This is a genomic window from Mycobacteriales bacterium, from assembly GCA_035995165.1.
Lineage (GTDB): Bacteria > Actinomycetota > Actinomycetes > Mycobacteriales > CADCTP01 > CADCTP01.
On record DASYKU010000024.1, the window covers coordinates 46,938 to 62,963 of the forward strand.

18 protein-coding genes are annotated in these 16,026 nt (G+C 73.3%); 6 read left to right on the forward strand and 12 right to left on the reverse strand.

All coding sequences use genetic code 11. From position 1 onward, the window contains the following. Positions 1 to 9 precede the first annotated feature (9 nt). Genes VGP36_04310 through VGP36_04320 form a run of 3 tightly spaced genes read right to left on the reverse strand, consistent with a single transcriptional unit; the run spans position 10 to position 1,572 of the window. The gene (locus tag VGP36_04310) at positions 10 to 528 is read right to left on the reverse strand and encodes a hemerythrin domain-containing protein (GenBank protein HEV7653949.1); all 519 of its coding nucleotides are present in this window, start codon (positions 526 to 528) and stop codon (positions 10 to 12) included. Continuing rightward, positions 525 to 1,187, reverse strand: coding sequence for a TrmH family RNA methyltransferase (locus VGP36_04315; protein ID HEV7653950.1), 663 nt, complete (start codon positions 1,185 to 1,187; stop codon positions 525 to 527). Before VGP36_04315 ends, VGP36_04310 begins: the two co-directional genes overlap by 4 nt. Positions 1,188 to 1,191: 4 nt before the next feature. After that, positions 1,192 to 1,572: an SgcJ/EcaC family oxidoreductase gene (locus VGP36_04320; protein ID HEV7653951.1), complete on the reverse strand. Its 381-nt coding sequence runs from the start codon at positions 1,570 to 1,572 to the stop codon at positions 1,192 to 1,194. Between the two features lie 18 nt (positions 1,573 to 1,590). Here VGP36_04320 and VGP36_04325 point away from each other — a divergent pair, with 18 nt between their 5' ends. Then, positions 1,591 to 1,827, forward strand: coding sequence for a hypothetical protein (locus VGP36_04325; GenBank protein ID HEV7653952.1), 237 nt, complete (start codon positions 1,591 to 1,593; stop codon positions 1,825 to 1,827). Here the strand turns inward: VGP36_04325 and VGP36_04330 are convergent. Next, a complete protein-coding gene (locus tag VGP36_04330; GenBank protein ID HEV7653953.1) occupies positions 1,785 to 2,324 on the reverse strand; it encodes an orotate phosphoribosyltransferase in 540 nt (179 codons plus the stop codon). The genes VGP36_04325 and VGP36_04330 overlap by 43 nt on opposite strands. Positions 2,325 to 2,402: 78 nt before the next feature. Between VGP36_04330 and VGP36_04335 the strand changes: the two genes are divergently transcribed. After that, entirely contained in the window at positions 2,403 to 3,569 is a 1,167-nt protein-coding gene (locus VGP36_04335; GenBank protein ID HEV7653954.1) for an acyl-CoA dehydrogenase family protein, read from the forward strand. A gap of 11 nt (positions 3,570 to 3,580) precedes the next feature. After that, the gene (locus VGP36_04340) at positions 3,581 to 4,624 is read left to right on the forward strand and encodes an acyl-CoA dehydrogenase family protein (protein HEV7653955.1); all 1,044 of its coding nucleotides are present in this window, start codon (positions 3,581 to 3,583) and stop codon (positions 4,622 to 4,624) included. Here the strand turns inward: VGP36_04340 and VGP36_04345 are convergent. Both VGP36_04345 and VGP36_04350 read right to left on the reverse strand, forming a co-directional pair. After that, the gene (locus VGP36_04345) at positions 4,621 to 5,391 is read right to left on the reverse strand and encodes an SDR family oxidoreductase (protein HEV7653956.1); all 771 of its coding nucleotides are present in this window, start codon (positions 5,389 to 5,391) and stop codon (positions 4,621 to 4,623) included. The genes VGP36_04340 and VGP36_04345 overlap by 4 nt on opposite strands. After that, positions 5,388 to 5,627, reverse strand: coding sequence for a hypothetical protein (locus tag VGP36_04350; GenBank protein ID HEV7653957.1), 240 nt, complete (start codon positions 5,625 to 5,627; stop codon positions 5,388 to 5,390). Before VGP36_04350 ends, VGP36_04345 begins: the two co-directional genes overlap by 4 nt. Before the next feature lie 165 nt (positions 5,628 to 5,792). Here VGP36_04350 and VGP36_04355 point away from each other — a divergent pair, with 165 nt between their 5' ends. Further along, positions 5,793 to 7,073: a DUF1800 domain-containing protein gene (locus VGP36_04355; protein ID HEV7653958.1), complete on the forward strand. Its 1,281-nt coding sequence runs from the start codon at positions 5,793 to 5,795 to the stop codon at positions 7,071 to 7,073. Between the two features lie 4 nt (positions 7,074 to 7,077). Continuing rightward, positions 7,078 to 8,313, forward strand: coding sequence for a DUF1501 domain-containing protein (locus VGP36_04360; protein ID HEV7653959.1), 1,236 nt, complete (start codon positions 7,078 to 7,080; stop codon positions 8,311 to 8,313). A gap of 3 nt (positions 8,314 to 8,316) precedes the next feature. Here the strand turns inward: VGP36_04360 and VGP36_04365 are convergent, their stop codons facing one another. Then, complete coding sequence (locus tag VGP36_04365) at positions 8,317 to 9,609, reverse strand: hypothetical protein (GenBank protein ID HEV7653960.1); 1,293 nt, start codon at positions 9,607 to 9,609, stop codon at positions 8,317 to 8,319. A gap of 175 nt (positions 9,610 to 9,784) precedes the next feature. Here VGP36_04365 and VGP36_04370 point away from each other — a divergent pair, with 175 nt between their 5' ends. Beyond that, positions 9,785 to 10,150 (forward strand): hypothetical protein, encoded by a 366-nt coding sequence (locus VGP36_04370; protein HEV7653961.1) that lies wholly within the window; start codon positions 9,785 to 9,787, stop codon positions 10,148 to 10,150. A gap of 146 nt (positions 10,151 to 10,296) precedes the next feature. On the opposite strand, the gene clpB is transcribed toward VGP36_04370, so the two are convergent. The 5 genes from clpB to VGP36_04395 all read right to left on the reverse strand — a co-directional run. Next, positions 10,297 to 12,894, reverse strand: coding sequence for an ATP-dependent chaperone ClpB (clpB, locus tag VGP36_04375; protein ID HEV7653962.1), 2,598 nt, complete (start codon positions 12,892 to 12,894; stop codon positions 10,297 to 10,299). A gap of 74 nt (positions 12,895 to 12,968) precedes the next feature. Then, positions 12,969 to 13,334, reverse strand: a complete 366-nt coding sequence (locus tag VGP36_04380; protein ID HEV7653963.1) for a helix-turn-helix transcriptional regulator — start codon at positions 13,332 to 13,334, stop codon at positions 12,969 to 12,971. Then, positions 13,327 to 14,538 (reverse strand): molecular chaperone DnaJ, encoded by a 1,212-nt coding sequence (dnaJ, locus tag VGP36_04385; protein HEV7653964.1) that lies wholly within the window; start codon positions 14,536 to 14,538, stop codon positions 13,327 to 13,329. The genes VGP36_04380 and dnaJ overlap by 8 nt, the downstream gene beginning before the upstream one ends. A 15-nt stretch (positions 14,539 to 14,553) precedes the next feature. Next, the gene (gene grpE / locus VGP36_04390; GenBank protein HEV7653965.1) at positions 14,554 to 15,222 is read right to left on the reverse strand and encodes a nucleotide exchange factor GrpE; all 669 of its coding nucleotides are present in this window, start codon (positions 15,220 to 15,222) and stop codon (positions 14,554 to 14,556) included. Then, positions 15,219 to 16,026 (reverse strand): Hsp70 family protein (locus tag VGP36_04395; protein HEV7653966.1); only part of this gene is annotated, 808 nt, incomplete at its 5' end. The genes grpE and VGP36_04395, both read right to left, overlap by 4 nt.

A 16,026-nucleotide genomic window follows, 5' to 3' on the forward strand; every position in this document is an offset into this window, starting at 1 on the left:
CAGGCTACATCAGGAGTTTTCTTTGATGTAGGTGTCGGGGTCCTTGTCGACCACGGGGACGCCGTCGACGTTGGTGGCCTCGTAGGCGACGAAGGTGACGGCGATGCGGTGGCGCGTGTCGAGGTCGACGTAGCGGCGGAAGTCGGCGAGGCCCTCGTGCTCCTCCTCGCCCATGTGCTCGTCGTTGGCCTTGCGGGCGGCGGTGACCCCGGCCCACCAGCCCTCGGTGCCGGGGTCGTGCTCGCGGGAGGCGAGGATGCCGTCGCGGATGTCGTTGTGGTCGCCGATGGCGTCCTTGGTCTCCTCGACCTCCTCGTCCTCGTGCCGGCGCTCACCGAGCTTCAGCAGCTCGGGGTAGAAGAAGAGCTCCTCGGCCTGGGCGTGCACTTCCAGCATCGCCGACAGCCGGGTCCACAGCGCGTCCAGCGTCGCGGTGTCGGACCGGTCGATCTCGTCGAGCATGGCGAACATCCGACGCTGCTCGTGGTGGTCGGAGAGAATGATCTCGGTGATGTCCACGGCGGTCATCTTCCCCCATCTCGCGCGGTCCAGGCGTAGAGGGCGACGGCGACCGAGGTGGCCAGGTTGTACGAGGAGACCCGGTCGCGGATCGGGATCGCGACCAGGCGGTCGGCCCGGGCGCGGACCGCCTCGGACAGGCCGTGGCGCTCGGAGCCGAAGGCGAGCACGGCGTCGTCGGGGACCGCGACCGTACGGAGATCGTCGCCGGCCGGGTCGAAGCCGACGAGACGCGCCGGCAGCGCGTCGACCCGCCGGACCGGGACGGCGAAGTGCAGACCGGCCGCGGCCCGCACGACCGCCGGGTGCCAGGGGTCGACGGTCCCGGTCGAGAGCACGGCGCGGGCGCCGAAGCCGGCCGCGACCCGGATCACCGCGCCGAGGTTGCCGAGATGACGCGGGTTGTCGAGCAGGATCGTCGGCCCGGTGCCGCCCGGGACCAGGTCCGGACGCCGGGCCAGGCCGACGAGATCGGCCCGCCCGCCCGCGAGCCGCTCGACCTCGGCCGCCGGCACCCGGTCGACCTCGATCCGGACGTCCGGCGCCACCGACGCGAGCAGGGCGAGCGCGGCCTCCGGGTCGGCCGAGACCACGGACTCCAGCGACGCCCCGAACCGGACCGCGTGCTTGACCGCGTGCACCCCGGCCAGCACCACGAGCTCGGACACCGGCTCAGGAGGGATAGGAGTGGTGTTCGTGGGTGACCACCCACCGGCCGTCCCGCTTGACCAGACCCACGGTCAGCCGGAGCCGGACGGCGGGATCGGCGTCGGCCGTCCCACAGCGCAGCAACGCGTACGCGAAGGCGACGTCGGCACCGGCGGTCACGTCGAGCGAGAGGAGGTCGAACGAGGCACCGGACGCCTGCCACCGGAAGAACGGCGGCCAGGACTCGCGGTAGGCGTCGATGCCGCGGATGCCGTCCTGCGGCGGCGGCACGTCGAACATCACGATGTCCTCGGCATGATCCGCGAGCACCGCGGCGAGGTCACCCCGTTGCACGGCCGTCGCCCAGTTCTCGATGAGCGTGCGGATCGCCCTCTCGTCGTCCATCCCGGCAGCGTAGGGCGGATGAACCATGATCACCCGGCGACCGAACGTTCACCGGGAGACCTCGCTGGGAAGGCCGGCACCCCGCCGGCCGGTGAGGCCACCGGGGGGCTGCACAACATCGCGCACCTGATCATCGGTGCGCTGCTGGTGTTCGCGGCGACCAAGGGCGAGGCCGTCTCCAGCCGGGTCGACACCGTCGTCGGCGGCCGGGCTCAGGCCAGGCCGAGGTCGGTCAGGTCGTATGCGGCCCGATAGGCCAGCCCGGCCGCGCGGACCTTGTCCCCGGCGCCGCGGTCCACGACCACCGCGACGCCGGCGATCTCCGCCCCGGCCTCCCGCAGCGCGTCCACCGCGGTGAGCACCGACGACCCGGTCGTCGAGGTGTCCTCCAGCGCCAGCACCCGCCGGCCGGCCACGTCCGGCCCCTCGATCCGGCGCTGCAGCCCGTGCGCCTTGCCTTCCTTGCGCACGATGAACGCGTCCAGCGGCGGCCCGGCCGCGGCCGCCGACGCGTGCAGCATCGCCGTCGCCACCGGGTCCGCGCCGAGCGTCAGCCCGCCCGCCGCCTCGTACGACCAGTCGGCGGTGAGATCGAGCATCACCCGCCCGATCAGCGGCCCGCCGACGTGGTGCAGCGCCAGCCGGCGCAGGTCGAGATACCAGTCGGCCTCGGCCCCGCTGGAGAGCGTGACCCGGCCGCGGACCACGGCCAGCTCGGTGATCAAGGTCCGGAGCTGGTCGCGATGGGTCACGGCGGCAGCGTAAGGCCCCACACCGCCGTACCCGCCGGTAGGGTGCCGGGAGAGCCGTCACCCGTGAAGGAGGTCGTCGTGGACTTCCGGGACAGCCCCGACGAGGCCGAGTTCCGCTCCGAGCTGCGGTCCTGGCTGGCCGCCGAGCTGCCGCCCGACTGGGGCGAGCGCGAGCCGCACGTCGGCCGGTGGGACTTCGAGGCCGCCCGCCGCTGGACGCGGAACCTCTTCGACGCCGGCTACGCGGGCCTCACCTGGCCGACCGAGTACGGCGGTCGCGGCCTGTCCCCGACGTACCAGGGCATCTACCTGGAGGAGACGGCCCGGATCGACGCGCCCGACCACATCGGGGTGATCGGTCTCGGGATGGCCGGGCCGACGATCATCGCGCACGGCACGCCGGAGCAGAAGGAGACCCACCTGCGCGGGATCCTGTCCGGCGAGACGATCTTCTGCCAGGGCTTCTCCGAGCCCGGCTCCGGCTCCGACCTGGCCAGCGTGCGGACCCGGTCCGAGCGGGAGGGCGACGAGTTCGTCGTCAACGGCCAGAAGGTCTGGTCCTCCTACGCGCACGTGGCCGACTACTGCATCCTGCTCACCCGGTCCGAGGCCGGCTCGCAGAAGCACCGCGGGCTGACGTACCTGCTGGTGGACATGCACTCCGAGGGCGTCGAGGTCCGGCCGCTGCGCCAGATCACCGGCGACCCCGAGTTCAACGAGGTGTTCCTCACCGACGTGCGGGTGCCGGTGTCCAATGTGGTCGGTGAGGTCGGCGGCGGCTGGGGCGTCGCGATGACCACGCTGCTGCACGAGCGCGGCACGCTCGGCTTCGCCCTCACGGCCCGGCTGGACGCGTTGTTCCGGCGGCTGGTCAGCACCGCGCAGAAGACCGGCGCCGCGAGCGACCCGCTGGTCCGCGACCGCATCGCCGACCTGTACGTGGACCTGCAGGGCCTGCGGTTCACCAACTACCGCTCGCTGACCGCGCTGATGAAGACCGGCGTACCCGGGCCGGAGGGCTCGGTGGCCAAGCTGCACTGGTCCGAGGCCAACCAGCGGCTGACGTCGCTGGCCCGGGAACTGCTCGGCGCGGACGGCCAGCTCGACGGCGAGGGCGCGTTCTGGAACGGCTACTGGCAGTACCAGCAGCTGCGCAGCCGCGGCAACACCATCGAGGCCGGTACGTCGGAGATCCTCCGCAACATCGTCGCCGAGCGGGTGCTCGGCCTGCCGCGGTCGCGTTAGGACGGTACACAGTGGACTTCGCGTTCTCCGAGGAGCAGGAGATGCTCCGGGCCGCCGCGCGCGAGTGGCTGGCCGACCGCTACCCGGCCGACCGGGTCGCCACCCTGGCCGACGGCGACGAGGGCTGGGACCCGGGCGTCTGGAAGGAACTGACCGAGCTCGGCTGGCTCGACCCCGAGCTGGACCTGCTGGAGCAGGCCGTGCTGGCCGAGGAGGCCGGGTACGCGCTGCTGCCCGCGCCGTGGTTCTCCTCGGTCGCGCTGGCCGGCGCCGCGGTCGGCGGGCCGCCGTCCCGGCCGGCCACGCTGGCCTGGGCCGACGACGCCGCCCGGACGCTGCGGGAGGCCGCGAACACGGTCTCCTGCCGGGCGGACGACGACGTCGACGGCTGGCGGCTGACCGGCGTCAAGCGGGCCGTGCCGGACGTGGGCGCGGCCGCGATCGCCGTGGTCGCGGCGCGCGAGCACGACCGGGTCACCCTGTTCCGGGTCGACCTGGCCGACCACCCCGAGGTCGTCCACCCGCTGTCCACTGTGGACCGCACCCGGCGGCTGGGCGAGCTGCGGCTGGACGGGACGCCGGCCGAGCGGCTGGACCTGGACGCCGGCGTCGCGCTGCGGACCGTCCGGCGGCGGGCGCTGGCGCTGCTGGCCTGCGAGGCCGCCGGGCTGACCCAGCGGGCGCTGGACCTGGCCGTGGAGCACGCGAAGACGCGGACCCAGTTCGAGCGGCCGATCGGGTCGTACCAGGGGGTGTCGCACCGGCTGGCGAACGTCTACACCGCGCTGGCGCTGGCCCGGTCGCTGGCCTACCGGGCGGCCTGGTGCGTGGCCGAGGACGACCCGGCCCAGGACGAGGCGGTCGCGTCCGCGGCGGTGGCGGCGGCCCGGGCCGCGGTCGGCGGCTGCGAGAACGCGATCCAGTCGATGGGCGGGATCGGCTTCACCTGGGACCACCCGCTGCACCGCTACTACAAGCGGGCGCAGTGGATCGCGTCCTTCGACGGGTCCCCGTCCCGGCACCGCGCCGAGCTGGCAGATCTGGTGCTGGGTTAGAGGGCCCGCCGCCGGAAGAGCTCGGTCACCCGCCGGTTCACCGACGGCGGGACCAGCCGGGACGCTGCCACGATCGCCTTGTACTGGGCACCGGGCACGCTGACCACCTTGCCGGCCCGGTGGTCCCGCAGCGCCGCCGCGGCCACCTCCTCGGCGTCCAGCCACATGAACTCGGGCACCTTCGACATCTCCAGCCCGGCCCGGCCGTGGAACTCGGTCCGGACGAAGCCGGGCGCGACCGCGGACGCGTGCACACCGGTCCCGGCCAGCGCTCCGGTCAGGGACTCGGCGAACGCGGTCGCCCAGGCCTTGCTCGCCCCGTACGCGCCGCGGACCGAGGGGGCGAAGCCGGAGACCGAGGAGACCACGATGATGTCGCCGCGGCCGCGCGGCACCATCGCGCCGAGGGCCGCGTGCGAGAGCCGCAGCACGGCCGTGCAGTTGAGGTGGAACATCCGCTCCTGGTCGGCCAGCGGGGTCTCCCAGAACTTCCCGCGCAGCCCGATCCCGGCGTTGTTGACCAGCAGGTCGATCGGCCGCTCGGTCGAGGCGACCCGCTCCTGCACCGGCAGCGTGGTCTCGGCGAACGCGAGGTCGGCGGAGATGACCTCGACCTCGACGCCGTACCGGTCGCGCAGCGAGGCCGCGGTGCCCTCCAGCCGGTCCATGTCCCGGGCGACCAGGACCAGGTCCATCCCCTCGGCCGCGAGCTGGCGCGCGAACGCGGCGCCGATCCCCGAGGTGGCCCCGGTGACGAGCGCGGTCATGCGACCGCGGGCCCGGCGCGGAAGAGGTTGCGCGGGTCCCACTCGGCCTCGATCGAGGCCGGCCGGGCCCGGATGTCCGGCGGCCAGGTCTCCGCGGTCTGCCCGGTCGGGGTGCTGATCCCGTAGCGGAAGCTGATCGAGCGGCCCAGCGTGTCGTCCTGCACGACGTCGAAGATCTCCCCGAGTGCAGCTCGGATCTCGTCCATCGGCAGCTCTCCCTGTCCGGCGGAGATCATGCGCAGAACGTTACGTGGCGTCCCGGCACGGGATCGCGCCGCCTCCCTTCCGCAGCGCGCCGCCGAGCTGGCGCAGGTCGCGGAGCGACCGACGAGACGAACAAAGGGCGGCACAGTACGTCCTCCTGACGCTCCTCGAACATCGGACGGGCACAGTCGGTCCCCATGAGCGAGGTGTCCTTGTTGCTGCGGCGGTCCGGGTTCGGCACCACCGGTGCCGAGGTGGCGGCGGCCACGGCCCGCGGGTACGAGGCCACGGTCGAGGCGCTGCTGACGCCCGGCGCGGACCCCGGGGCGGTGCCGCCGCCGGAGCTCGGGGTCGAGCCGGCCCGGCCGCCGAAGGCGGACGACAAGGCCGCGCGGCGGACGTACACGCGGCAGCTGCGGACCCGGTCCGAGACGCTGGCGCTGTGGTGGCTGGACCGGATGGTCCGGGTCCAGCAGCCGCTCGTCGAGCGGCTCACGGTCACCTGGCACGGGCACTGGGCGACCTCGATCCAGAAGGTCCGCAGTCCGGCGATGATGCTGGCGCAGAACGAGACGCTGCGTGCGAAGGGCCGGGGCGATTTCCGCGAGCTGGCCCGGGCCATGGTCCGCGACCCGGCACTGCTGGTCTGGCTGGACGGGCAGCGCAACAAGAAGGGCAAGCCGAACGAGAACCTGGCCCGCGAGCTGATGGAGCTGTTCACGCTCGGGGTCGGGCACTACTCGGAGACCGACGTCCGGGAGGCGGCGCGGGCGCTGACCGGCTGGACGGTCGACCGCGCGCACGCCACCGCGGCCCCGGTCCCGAAACAGCACGACGACGGCAGCAAGACCGTGCTCGGCGTGACCGGCGACCTGGACGACCGCGGGCTGGTCGACCTGCTCACCGCCCGGCCGGAGTCGGCCGCGTTCGTCGCCACCCGGCTCTGGTCCCGGCTCGGCTCCAGCACGCTGCCGGCCGACACGCTCGCCCGGCTGGTCGCCGCGTACGGGCCGAACCGGGACGTGACCGCGCTGCTGCGGGCGCTCTATCTGGACCCGGCCTTCCGTGCCGACAAGTCCTCGCTCGTCGCCGCCCCGGTCGAGTACGTCGTGGGCGTCTTCCGTGCGCTGCGCCTGGAGGTCCCGCGCGAGGGCAAGCCCGGCCGCGGGCTGCTGGCGACGCTGGACGCGCTCGGGCAGGTGCCGTTCCGGCCGCCGAGCGTGGGCGGCTGGCCCGGCGGGGTGGCCTGGCTGTCGACCGCGGCGACCAGGGAACGGCTGACGTTCGCGACCGCGATGGCGAAGAAGGCCGACCTGGGCGCGGTCTCGTCCGCGTCCGACCGGCCGGCCGCCGCCGCGCACCTGCTCGGCGTGGACGCCTGGACGCCGCGCACCCTGGCCGCGCTCAAGGACGCCGCCGCCGAGCCCGCCCGGCTGGTCACGCTCGCGCTGATCAGCCCCGAATACCTGGTCCGGTGACTGCATGGACACGCTGACCCGACGGAAGTTCCTCATCGCCTCCGGGGTGACCGGGGCGGCTGCGCTCGCGGCCGGCGCCGGCACCGTCGGCTGGCGCGAGATCGCCGGTCGGGCGTCGGCCGATCCGCTGGAACCGGACGCGAACGTGCTGGTCCTGGTCACGCTCTACGGCGGCAACGATGGCCTCGGCACGGTCGTGCCGTACGCGGACGGGGCCTACCACGACGCCCGGCCGGATCTCGCGTACGGCGCGGACGAGGTGCTGGAGCTGGACGACCAGCTCGGCCTGAACCCGTCGATGACGGGTTTCAAGGCGCTCTGGGACGACAAGAAGCTGGCGGTCGTGCGCGGTGTCGGCTACCCGAAGCCGGACCACAGCCACTTCCGGTCGATGGACATCTGGCAGAGCGGCTCGCCCGACCACCCGGCAAACACCGGCTGGATCGGGCGCTGGCTGGACGCGACCCGGCCGGACCCGATGCGGGTGGTCTCGGTCGGCGCGACCCTGCCGCCGCTCGCGATCGGCACCAGGGCGGCCGGGGTGGCGCTGCCGCTGACGTCGTTCCAGGCGCCGACGGGTCCACTGGGCGCCGGGGTGACGGCGCTGTCCGCGGCCGATCCCGCCGACCCGCCGACCCAGGCGATGGCCGCCCGGGCCACCGGCACGCTGCTGTCGGCGACCGCGCTGTTCGGGCCGCCGCTGGACGCCGCCGGTTCCGCGGACCCGGACGAGGACGACAACCAGGCCCAGGGCGGCTCCGCCGGCGGCCAGAACGCGCTGGCCAAGCAGCTCGGGATCGTGTCCCGCTGCATCAAGGCCAACGTCCCGACCCAGGTGTACGCGGTCAGCCTCGGCGGCTTCGACACCCACGCCGACGAGAAGGGCACCCAGTCCCGGCTGCTCGGCGAGCTCGACACGGCCGTCTCCGGCTTCGTCAAGGACATGTCCGGGCAGTCCCGCGGCGTGGTCGTGGCGATCTACTCGGAGTTCGGCCGGCGGGTCGGCGCGAACGCCAGCCAGGGCACCGACCACGGCACCGCCGGCCCGCTGCTGGTCGCCGGCACCCCGGTCCGCGGCGGCTTCTACGGCGACCAGCCCAGCCTCACCTCGCTCGACGACGGCGACCTCAAGGTCACCACCGATTTCCGGTCCGTGTACGGGACCCTGCTGGAGAAGGTCCTGGACACCGAAGCGGGCCGGGTGCTCGAGGGCTCCCGGCCCACTCTCGGCTTCCTCTGAGCTCTAGTAGCGCGGGCCCTTCATGGCGGCGAAGAACTGGTTGGACGGTCGCAGGCTCAGCAGCACGACGGTCGCCACGTTCGCCAGCAGGACCAGGATGCCCAGGATCCGGGTGAAGCTCGGGCCGTCGCCGAGCATGCCGATCAGCCCGAACAGGATGAACACGCCCACGACGATGTACGTCGTGATCCGGGCCCAGTTCTTGCCCTTGCGCAGGTTGATCGCGAGGAACACGTACACCGCGGAGATGATCACCGTGATCACGATCGCGAACGCAACGGCCGCGGCGTAGACCGCGTTGACGTTGACCGTCGAGCCGTTGGTCTGCGCGTCCCGGATCGCGTCCTTGTAGCCGGACGAGTCGACCAGGGTCAGCAGCAGGCTGATCAGGCTCAGGCCGATCGCGGTGTACATGGCGTACGTCGTCCAGTGGACCTCTTTCGGCGGGTCCGCGGCGGGCGCGCCGTATCCCTGACCGCCGAACGGAGGGGCACCGTAGCCGCCGGCGTAGGGCGGCGCCTGGTTGTAGGCGGGCTGCTGCCCCTGGGCGTATCCCTGCTGGTCATAGCCCTGCTGGCCGTAGTTGGGCTGCTGACCGTAGCCGCCCTGGTCGGGCTGCCGACCGCCCTGCTGGCCATACCCGGGGTGCTGGCCGTAACCGGGTTGCTGGCCGTAACCGGGTTGCTGGCCGTAACCGGGTTGCTGGCCGTAGCCGCCCTGGTCCGGGCCGGGCTGCTGGCTGTAGCCGCCCTGGTCGTAGCTGCCCTGACCGGGCTGCTGCCCGCTCGGATAGCCACCCTGACCGGGCTGCTGGCCGTAGCTGCCGCCGCCCTGGCCGGGTTGCTGACCGCTCGGATAACCGCCCTGGCCCGGCTGCTGACCGCTCGGATAACCGCCCTGGTTGGGCGGCTGGCCGTAGCCGCCCTGGCCGTAACCGCCCTGACCGGGCTGCTGCCCGCTCGCGTAGCCACCCTGGCCCGGCTGCTGACCGCTGGGATAACCGCCCTGGTCGGGCGGCTGGCCATAGCCGCCCTGGTCGGGCTGCTGGCCATAGCCGCCCTGGTCGTAACCGCCCTGGCCGGGCTGCTGCCCGCTCGGGTGACCACCCTGGTCGGGCTGCTCGTTGCTCGGGTAGCCGGGGTCGTACCTGCCCTGGTTCGGGTCGTAGGCGGGCTGTTCCTGGTGGGTCGAGTCGCCCTGACCCGGCGGGTACTGCTCAGGCGGGGGCGCGGCCGGGTGTCCCGGCTGGTCGGCCGGTCTGTCCTCCGGTCGGCCCGGGTCGTAGGGCGTGCTCATCGTCCCTCCCGGGATTCGGTGTCACCGTCGGCGTACGTTTGTCTCTCCCGTGGAGTACCTGCCCCGCAGCGTCGGGACCGTACCGCCGTTCGATGGCAACCGGATGTAGACCATCCGTCCGGACACGCCGACGAGGGCCGCGCCCTGGCGACCCCCGGCAGGCACACTGAGGCCCGTGTCGATCGATTCCGAGCAGGTGGGCGCCACCCGCGTGCCGAGCTGGCCGCGGCCGAGCAGGGTCGCGACGACCGCGCTGGTGCTCGGGATCCTCGCGGTGCCGTTCGGGCTGCTGGTCTACCCGGGCGTGCTGCTCGGGGCACTGGCCGTGCTCTTCGGGCTGGCCGGGCTGATCGTCACCCGGGGCGACCGGGCGCTGGGCCGGGCCAAGGCCGGCGTCGGCCTGGTCGCCGGACTCGTCGCGCTGACGATCGCGGCCTCGCTCGGCTGGCAGGGGCTGCAGACCGTGCGCGGCTGCGAGGACCGCGTCGGCCACCGGCCCAGCCACGCCGAGATCCAGGCCTGCATCCGCGACGGACTCTGACGCCCGACTCTGACCAGCGCCTCGATCGCGGCCGCGTCGGCCGTCTGCGGCGCCGGCTCCAGCCCGGGCTCGTCGGCGAACGCGTGCTCCATCCCGGCATGACGGAGGCCCCCACCCCGACGGGGTGAGGGCCTCCGGACGGGACCTCAGACCGTGACCGGCGCCGCCGGCCGTACCGACAGACCGGACCGGTCCTGGAGCAGGTCGACCACGACCGTGTCGCCGTCCCGGATCCCGCCGGCCAGCAATCCCTTGGCCAGCTGGTCGCCGATCGCGGACTGCACGAGCCGGCGCAGCGGCCGGGCCCCGTACACCGGGTCGAAGCCGGTCATCGCCAGCCACTCCTGGGCCGCCTCGGTGACCTCGAGGGTCAGCCGCCGCCCGGTCAGCCGCCGGCCGAGCGCCCGCACCTGGATGCCGACGATCTCGGCCAGCTGCTCGGTGTTCAGCGCCTCGAACACGACCAGGTCGTCCAGCCGGTTGAGGAACTCCGGCTTGAAGTGCGACCGGACCACCTGCATGACCGCGTCGTACTTGGCGGCGTCCGGCAGCGTCGGGTCCGCGATCAGCTGCGACCCCAGGTTCGAGGTCATGATCAGGATGACGTTGCGGAAGTCGACCGTCCGGCCCTGGCCGTCGGTCAGCCGGCCGTCGTCCAGCACCTGCAGCAGCACGTCGAAGACGTCCTGGTGGGCCTTCTCGACCTCGTCCAGCAGCACCACGCTGTACGGCCGGCGCCGCACCGCCTCGGTCAGCTGACCGCCCTGCTCGTAGCCGATGTAGCCGGGCGGGGCACCGACCAGGCGGGCGACGGAGTGCTTCTCGCCGTACTCGCTCATGTCGACGCGGACGATCGCCCGCTCGTCGTCGAACAGGAAGTCCGCCAGCGCCTTGGCCAGCTCGGTCTTGCCCACGCCGGTCGGACCGAGGAACAGGAACGAGCCGGTCGGGCGGTCGGGGTCGGAGACCCCGGCCCGGGCCCGGCGGACCGCGTCGGAGACCGCGAGCACCGCGCGGGACTGGCCGACGACCCGCCGTGCGAGCTCGTCCTCCATCCGCAGCAGCTTGGCCGTCTCACCCTCCAGCAGCCGACCGGCCGGGATCCCGGTCCAGGCCGAGACCACGTCGGCGACGTCGTCCGGGCCGACCTGCTCCTTGACCATCGGGGAGGTCTCGGCCTCGGCCGCGTCGGAGGCGGCGGCCAGGTCCTTCTCCAGCGCCGGGATCTGCCCGTACATCAGCTGGGAGGCGGTGGCGAGGTCACCCTCGCGCTGGGCCCGCTCGACCTGCCCGCGCAGGTCGTCGAGCTGCTTCTTCAGCTCGCCGACCCGGTTGAGGCCGGACTTCTCCCGCTCCCACCGGGCGGTCAGCCCGGTCAGCTGCTCCTCGCGGTCGGCCAGGTCGCGGCGCAGCCGCTCCAGCCGCTCCACCGAGGCCGGGTCGGTCTCGGTGGCCAGCGCCAGCTCCTCCATCTTCAGCCGGTCGACCGCGCGCTGCAGCTCGTCGATCTCGACCGGCCGGGAGTCGATCTCCATCCGCAGCCGGGACGCGGACTCGTCGACCAGGTCGATCGCCTTGTCCGGCAGGAACCGGGCGGTGATGTAGCGGTCGGACAGGGTCGCGGCGGCGACCAGCGCCGAGTCCGCGATCTGGACCTGGTGGTGCGCCTCGTACCGGCCCTTCAGGCCGCGCAGGATGCCGATGGTGTCCTCCACCGACGGCTCGCCGACGAGGACCTGCTGGAAGCGCCGCTCCAGCGCCGGGTCCTTCTCGATCCGCTGCCGGTACTCGTCCAGCGTGGTCGCGCCGACCATCCGCAGCTCGCCGCGGGCCAGCATCGGCTTCAGCATGTTGCCCGCGTCCATCGCGCCCTCGGCGGCGCCGGCCCCGACGACCGTGTGCAGCTCGTCGATGAACGTGACGACCTGGCCGTCGGAGTTCTTGATCTCGGCCAGGACGGCCTTGAGCCGCTCCTCGAACTCGCCGCGGTACTTCGCGCCCGCGACCATCGCGCCGAGGTCGAGCGAGACGAGCTTCTTGTCCCGCAGTGAGGACGGCACGTCGCCGGCCACGATCCGCTGGGCCAGGCCCTCGACGACCGCGGTCTTGCCGACCCCCGGCTCGCCGATCAGCACCGGGTTGTTCTTGGTCCGCCGGGACAGCACCTGCACGACCCGCCGGATCTCGGTGTCCCGGCCGATGACCGGGTCGAGCTTGCCGTCGCGGGCGGCCGCGGTGAGGTCCACGCCGTACTTCTCCAGGGCCTGGTACGTGCCCTCGGGGTCGGGCGAGGTGACCCGGGCCGAGCCGCGGATCTGGGCGAACGCGGCCAGCAGCGTGTCGGCGGCGGCGCCGTGCCGCTTGAGCAGGTCCGCGACCGGGCCGCCGTCGGAGGCCAGGCCGACCAGCAGGTGCTCGGTGGACAGGTACTCGTCACCCAGCTCCTCGGCCTGCTTGACCGCGGCGCTGATGACCTTGTGCAGGTCCCGGCCGAACTGCGGCGCGGCCACGGTGGACCCGCTCGCGCTCGGCAGCCGCCCCTGCAGGGCCTCGTTCTCGGCCCGGACGTCGATGAGGTCGGCGCCGACCGCGCGCAGCAGCGCGCCGGCGGTGCCCTCGGTCTGCTCCAGCAACGCCGTCAACAGGTGCGTCGGCTCGACCGACGGGTTGCCCCGGTCGACGGAGTGCCGGACGGCGGCCGACACCGCCTCCTGGCTCTTGGTGGTCAGCTTGTTGGCTTCCATGTACTCCCGCTCCGTGTACGTGCTCTACGAGAGACAACGAGCCAAAAGTTGAGTGTGTTCCACTCAACTTGGCTCTAGCGCCGGCGGGTGGGCTTCCAGACCACCAGGGCCGTGGACGGCCCGCGGGCCTGGTCGAGCTCGGTCATCAGCGCCGCCACCTGATCCTGCAGCGCCTCGACCTCCTGCTCCAGCGCGATGATCCGCTTGATGCCGGCCAGGTTGACGCCCTCCTCCTGGGACAGCCGCTGCACCTCGCGCAGCAGGGCCACGTCCCGGGCCGAGTAGCGGCGGCCGCCGCCCGGCGTCCGGCTCGGGTTGACCAACCCGAGCCGGTCGTACTGCCGGAGCGTCTGCGCGTGCATGCCGGCGAGCTGCGCCGCCACCGAGATGACGAAGACCGGCGCGTCCTCCGGGAACTGGGTCACCCGATGGTCACGCACGCTCGTCGACCGCCGCGGTGATGTGCGGGCGCGGGTCGTCCGGCTGGGCCGCCGCGTACTTCTCCAGCGTCTCCCTGGCCTCGGCCGGCAGGTTCTTCGGCACCGCCACCTCGACGGTGACCATGAGGTCGCCGGCCGATCCGGACTTCTTCGGCACGCCCCGGCCGCGGACCCGGAAGGTCCGCCCGGACGCCGTTCCGGCCGGGATCTTCAGCGTCACCGCGCCGTCCACCGTCGGCACCCGCACGGTCGTGCCGAGCGCCGCCTCCGGGAACGTGACCGGCAACACCAGCGTGAGGTCGTCGCCCTTGCGCCCGAACAGGTCGTCGGAGCGGACGTGCACGCGCACGTACAGATCGCCCGCCGGCCCGCCGCGCTGCCCGGGTACGCCCTTGCCCGCCAGCCGGATCCGCTGCCCGTCGGCCACGCCGGCCGGGATCTTCACCGTGATCGTGCGGGTCTGGGTGGTGACCCCGCTGCCGTGGCAGTCCGGGCACGGGTCGTCGATGACCGAGCCGGTCCCGCGGCACTCCCGGCACGGCTCGCTGAACGCGAACGCACCCTGGTTGCGGGTGATCAGCCCGGTGCCGAGGCAGGCCGGGCACTGCCGCGGCGCGGAGCCCGGACGGGCCCCGTTGCCCCCGCAGGTCCGGCAGCTGGCCGGGCTGGCCAGCTGCAGCGGGACGGTGACGCCCTGCACGGCCTCCGGGAAGTCGAGGGTCACCTCGGTCTCCACGTCGGCTCCGCGGCTGGCGCCCGGCGCGGAGCCGCGGCCGGGCCTGGTGCCCCCGCCGCGCCCCCCGCCGAACAGCCCGCCGAAGAGGTCGCCCAGCCCGCCGGCGCCCGGGTTGGACCGGGTCCCGCTCTGCCCGAACAGGTCGTTCAGGTCGAACGTGGTCCCGGTCCCGGCACCCGTCCCGGCGCCCGGGCGGAAGCCGCCCGGGAAACCGCTGCCGGGCACGCCGCTGCCGAACAGCGAGCGGGCCTCGTCGTACTCACGGCGGCGGGACTCGTCGGAGAGGACGTCGTACGCCTCGGAGACCTCCTTGAAGCGGGCCTCGGCCTTCGCGTCACCCGGGTTCTTGTCCGGGTGCAGCTCGCGGGCGAGCTTGCGGTACGCCTTCTTGATCTCGGCCCCGGAGGCGTCCTTCGCGACGCCCAGGGCCTTGTAGTAGTCCTTCTCCAGGAAGTCCTTGGTGCTCACCGGGCGCCTCCTCTCCTACTCCGCCGTGTTCTCATCGCCGAACCACTCGGCCGGCGGCTCGCCGTCCGACGGGTCCGCCGCCCCCGGCTCGGCCACCGCCACCAGCGGCACCCGCAGGATCCGGTCGCCGAGCCGGTAGCCGCGGCGGAGCACCGCCACGCAGGTCGGCTCGGTCACCTCGGCGCTGGTCTGGTGGGCCACCGCCTCGTGCAGGGTCGGGTCGAACCGCTCGCCCGCCTCCCCGTACGGAGACAGGCCGAGCTTCTCCAGCGTCGCCTCGAGCTGGTCGGCCACGGCCTTGAACGCGCCGCTCAGGTCGCCGTGCTGGCGGGCCCGGTCGACGTCATCCAGCACCGGCAGCAGCGCGGCCAGCACGGCCCCGGTCGCCATCTCGACGGTGGCGGCACGGTCGCGGTCGACGCGCTTGCGGTAGTTCGCGTACTCAGCGGTCACGCGCTGCAGGTCGGTCGTGCGCTCGACCAGGGCCTGGGTGGCCGCGGCGAGCTCCTCCGCGGAGGCGCCGGGCGGGGTCTCACCGCCGGCGGGCGGGCCGGCCGGGCCGGGCGCGTTGCCCGGCCCCGCCGCGCCCGCAGGCCCGGTGCCGCGAGGGGCACCGGTCTGCGGGTCGATCCGCCGCCGGTCGTTCACCACGACCCGCGGCTCCTCCGGATAGCGGTCGCTCACCGGCGGTCCTCGTTCGGCTCGTCCACGATCTCCGCCTCGACCACGTCGTCGTCGGCCTGCCGGGCACCGGTGGTGTCGTCGGTCGGGCCGCCCGCGGTCGGGTCGGTGAACTGGTCACCGGATGCACCGCCCTGGGCACCGGCCTGCTGCTGCGCGTACATCGCGCCGCCGGCCTCCTGGGAGATCCGGGAGACGGCCTCGTGCGCCGCCTTGATCGCGGCGGTGTCCGAGCCGCCCAGCGCCGAGCGGAGCTCACCGAGCGCGTCGGTCAGCTCGGTCCGCTTCTCCTCGGGCAGCTTGTCGCCGTTCTCCGCGAGGAACTTCTCGGTCTGGTATTGCAGGGACTCGGCCACGTTGCGGGTCTCCGCCTCGTCGCGCCGCCGCTTGTCCTCGTCGGCGTGCTCCTCGGCGTCGCGCATCATCCGCTCGATGTCGTCCTTCGGCAGCGCGGAGCCACCGGTGATCGTCATCGCCTGCTGCTTGCCGGTCGCGGTGTCCTTCGCGGACACGTGCACGATGCCGTTGGCGTCGATGTCGAAGGTGACCTCGATCTGCGGGACGCCCCGCGGGGCCGGCGGCAGGCCGGTCAGCTCGAACATGCCGAGCTTCTTGTTGTACGCGGCCATCTCGCGCTCGCCCTGATACACCTGGATCTGCACCGAGGGCTGGTTGTCGTCCGCCGTGGTGAAGACCTCCGACCGCTTGGTCGGGATCGTGGTGTTGCGCTCGACCAGCTTGGTCATCACGCCGCCCTTGGTCTCGATGCCGAGGGACAGCGGGGTGACGTCGAGCAGCAGGACGTCC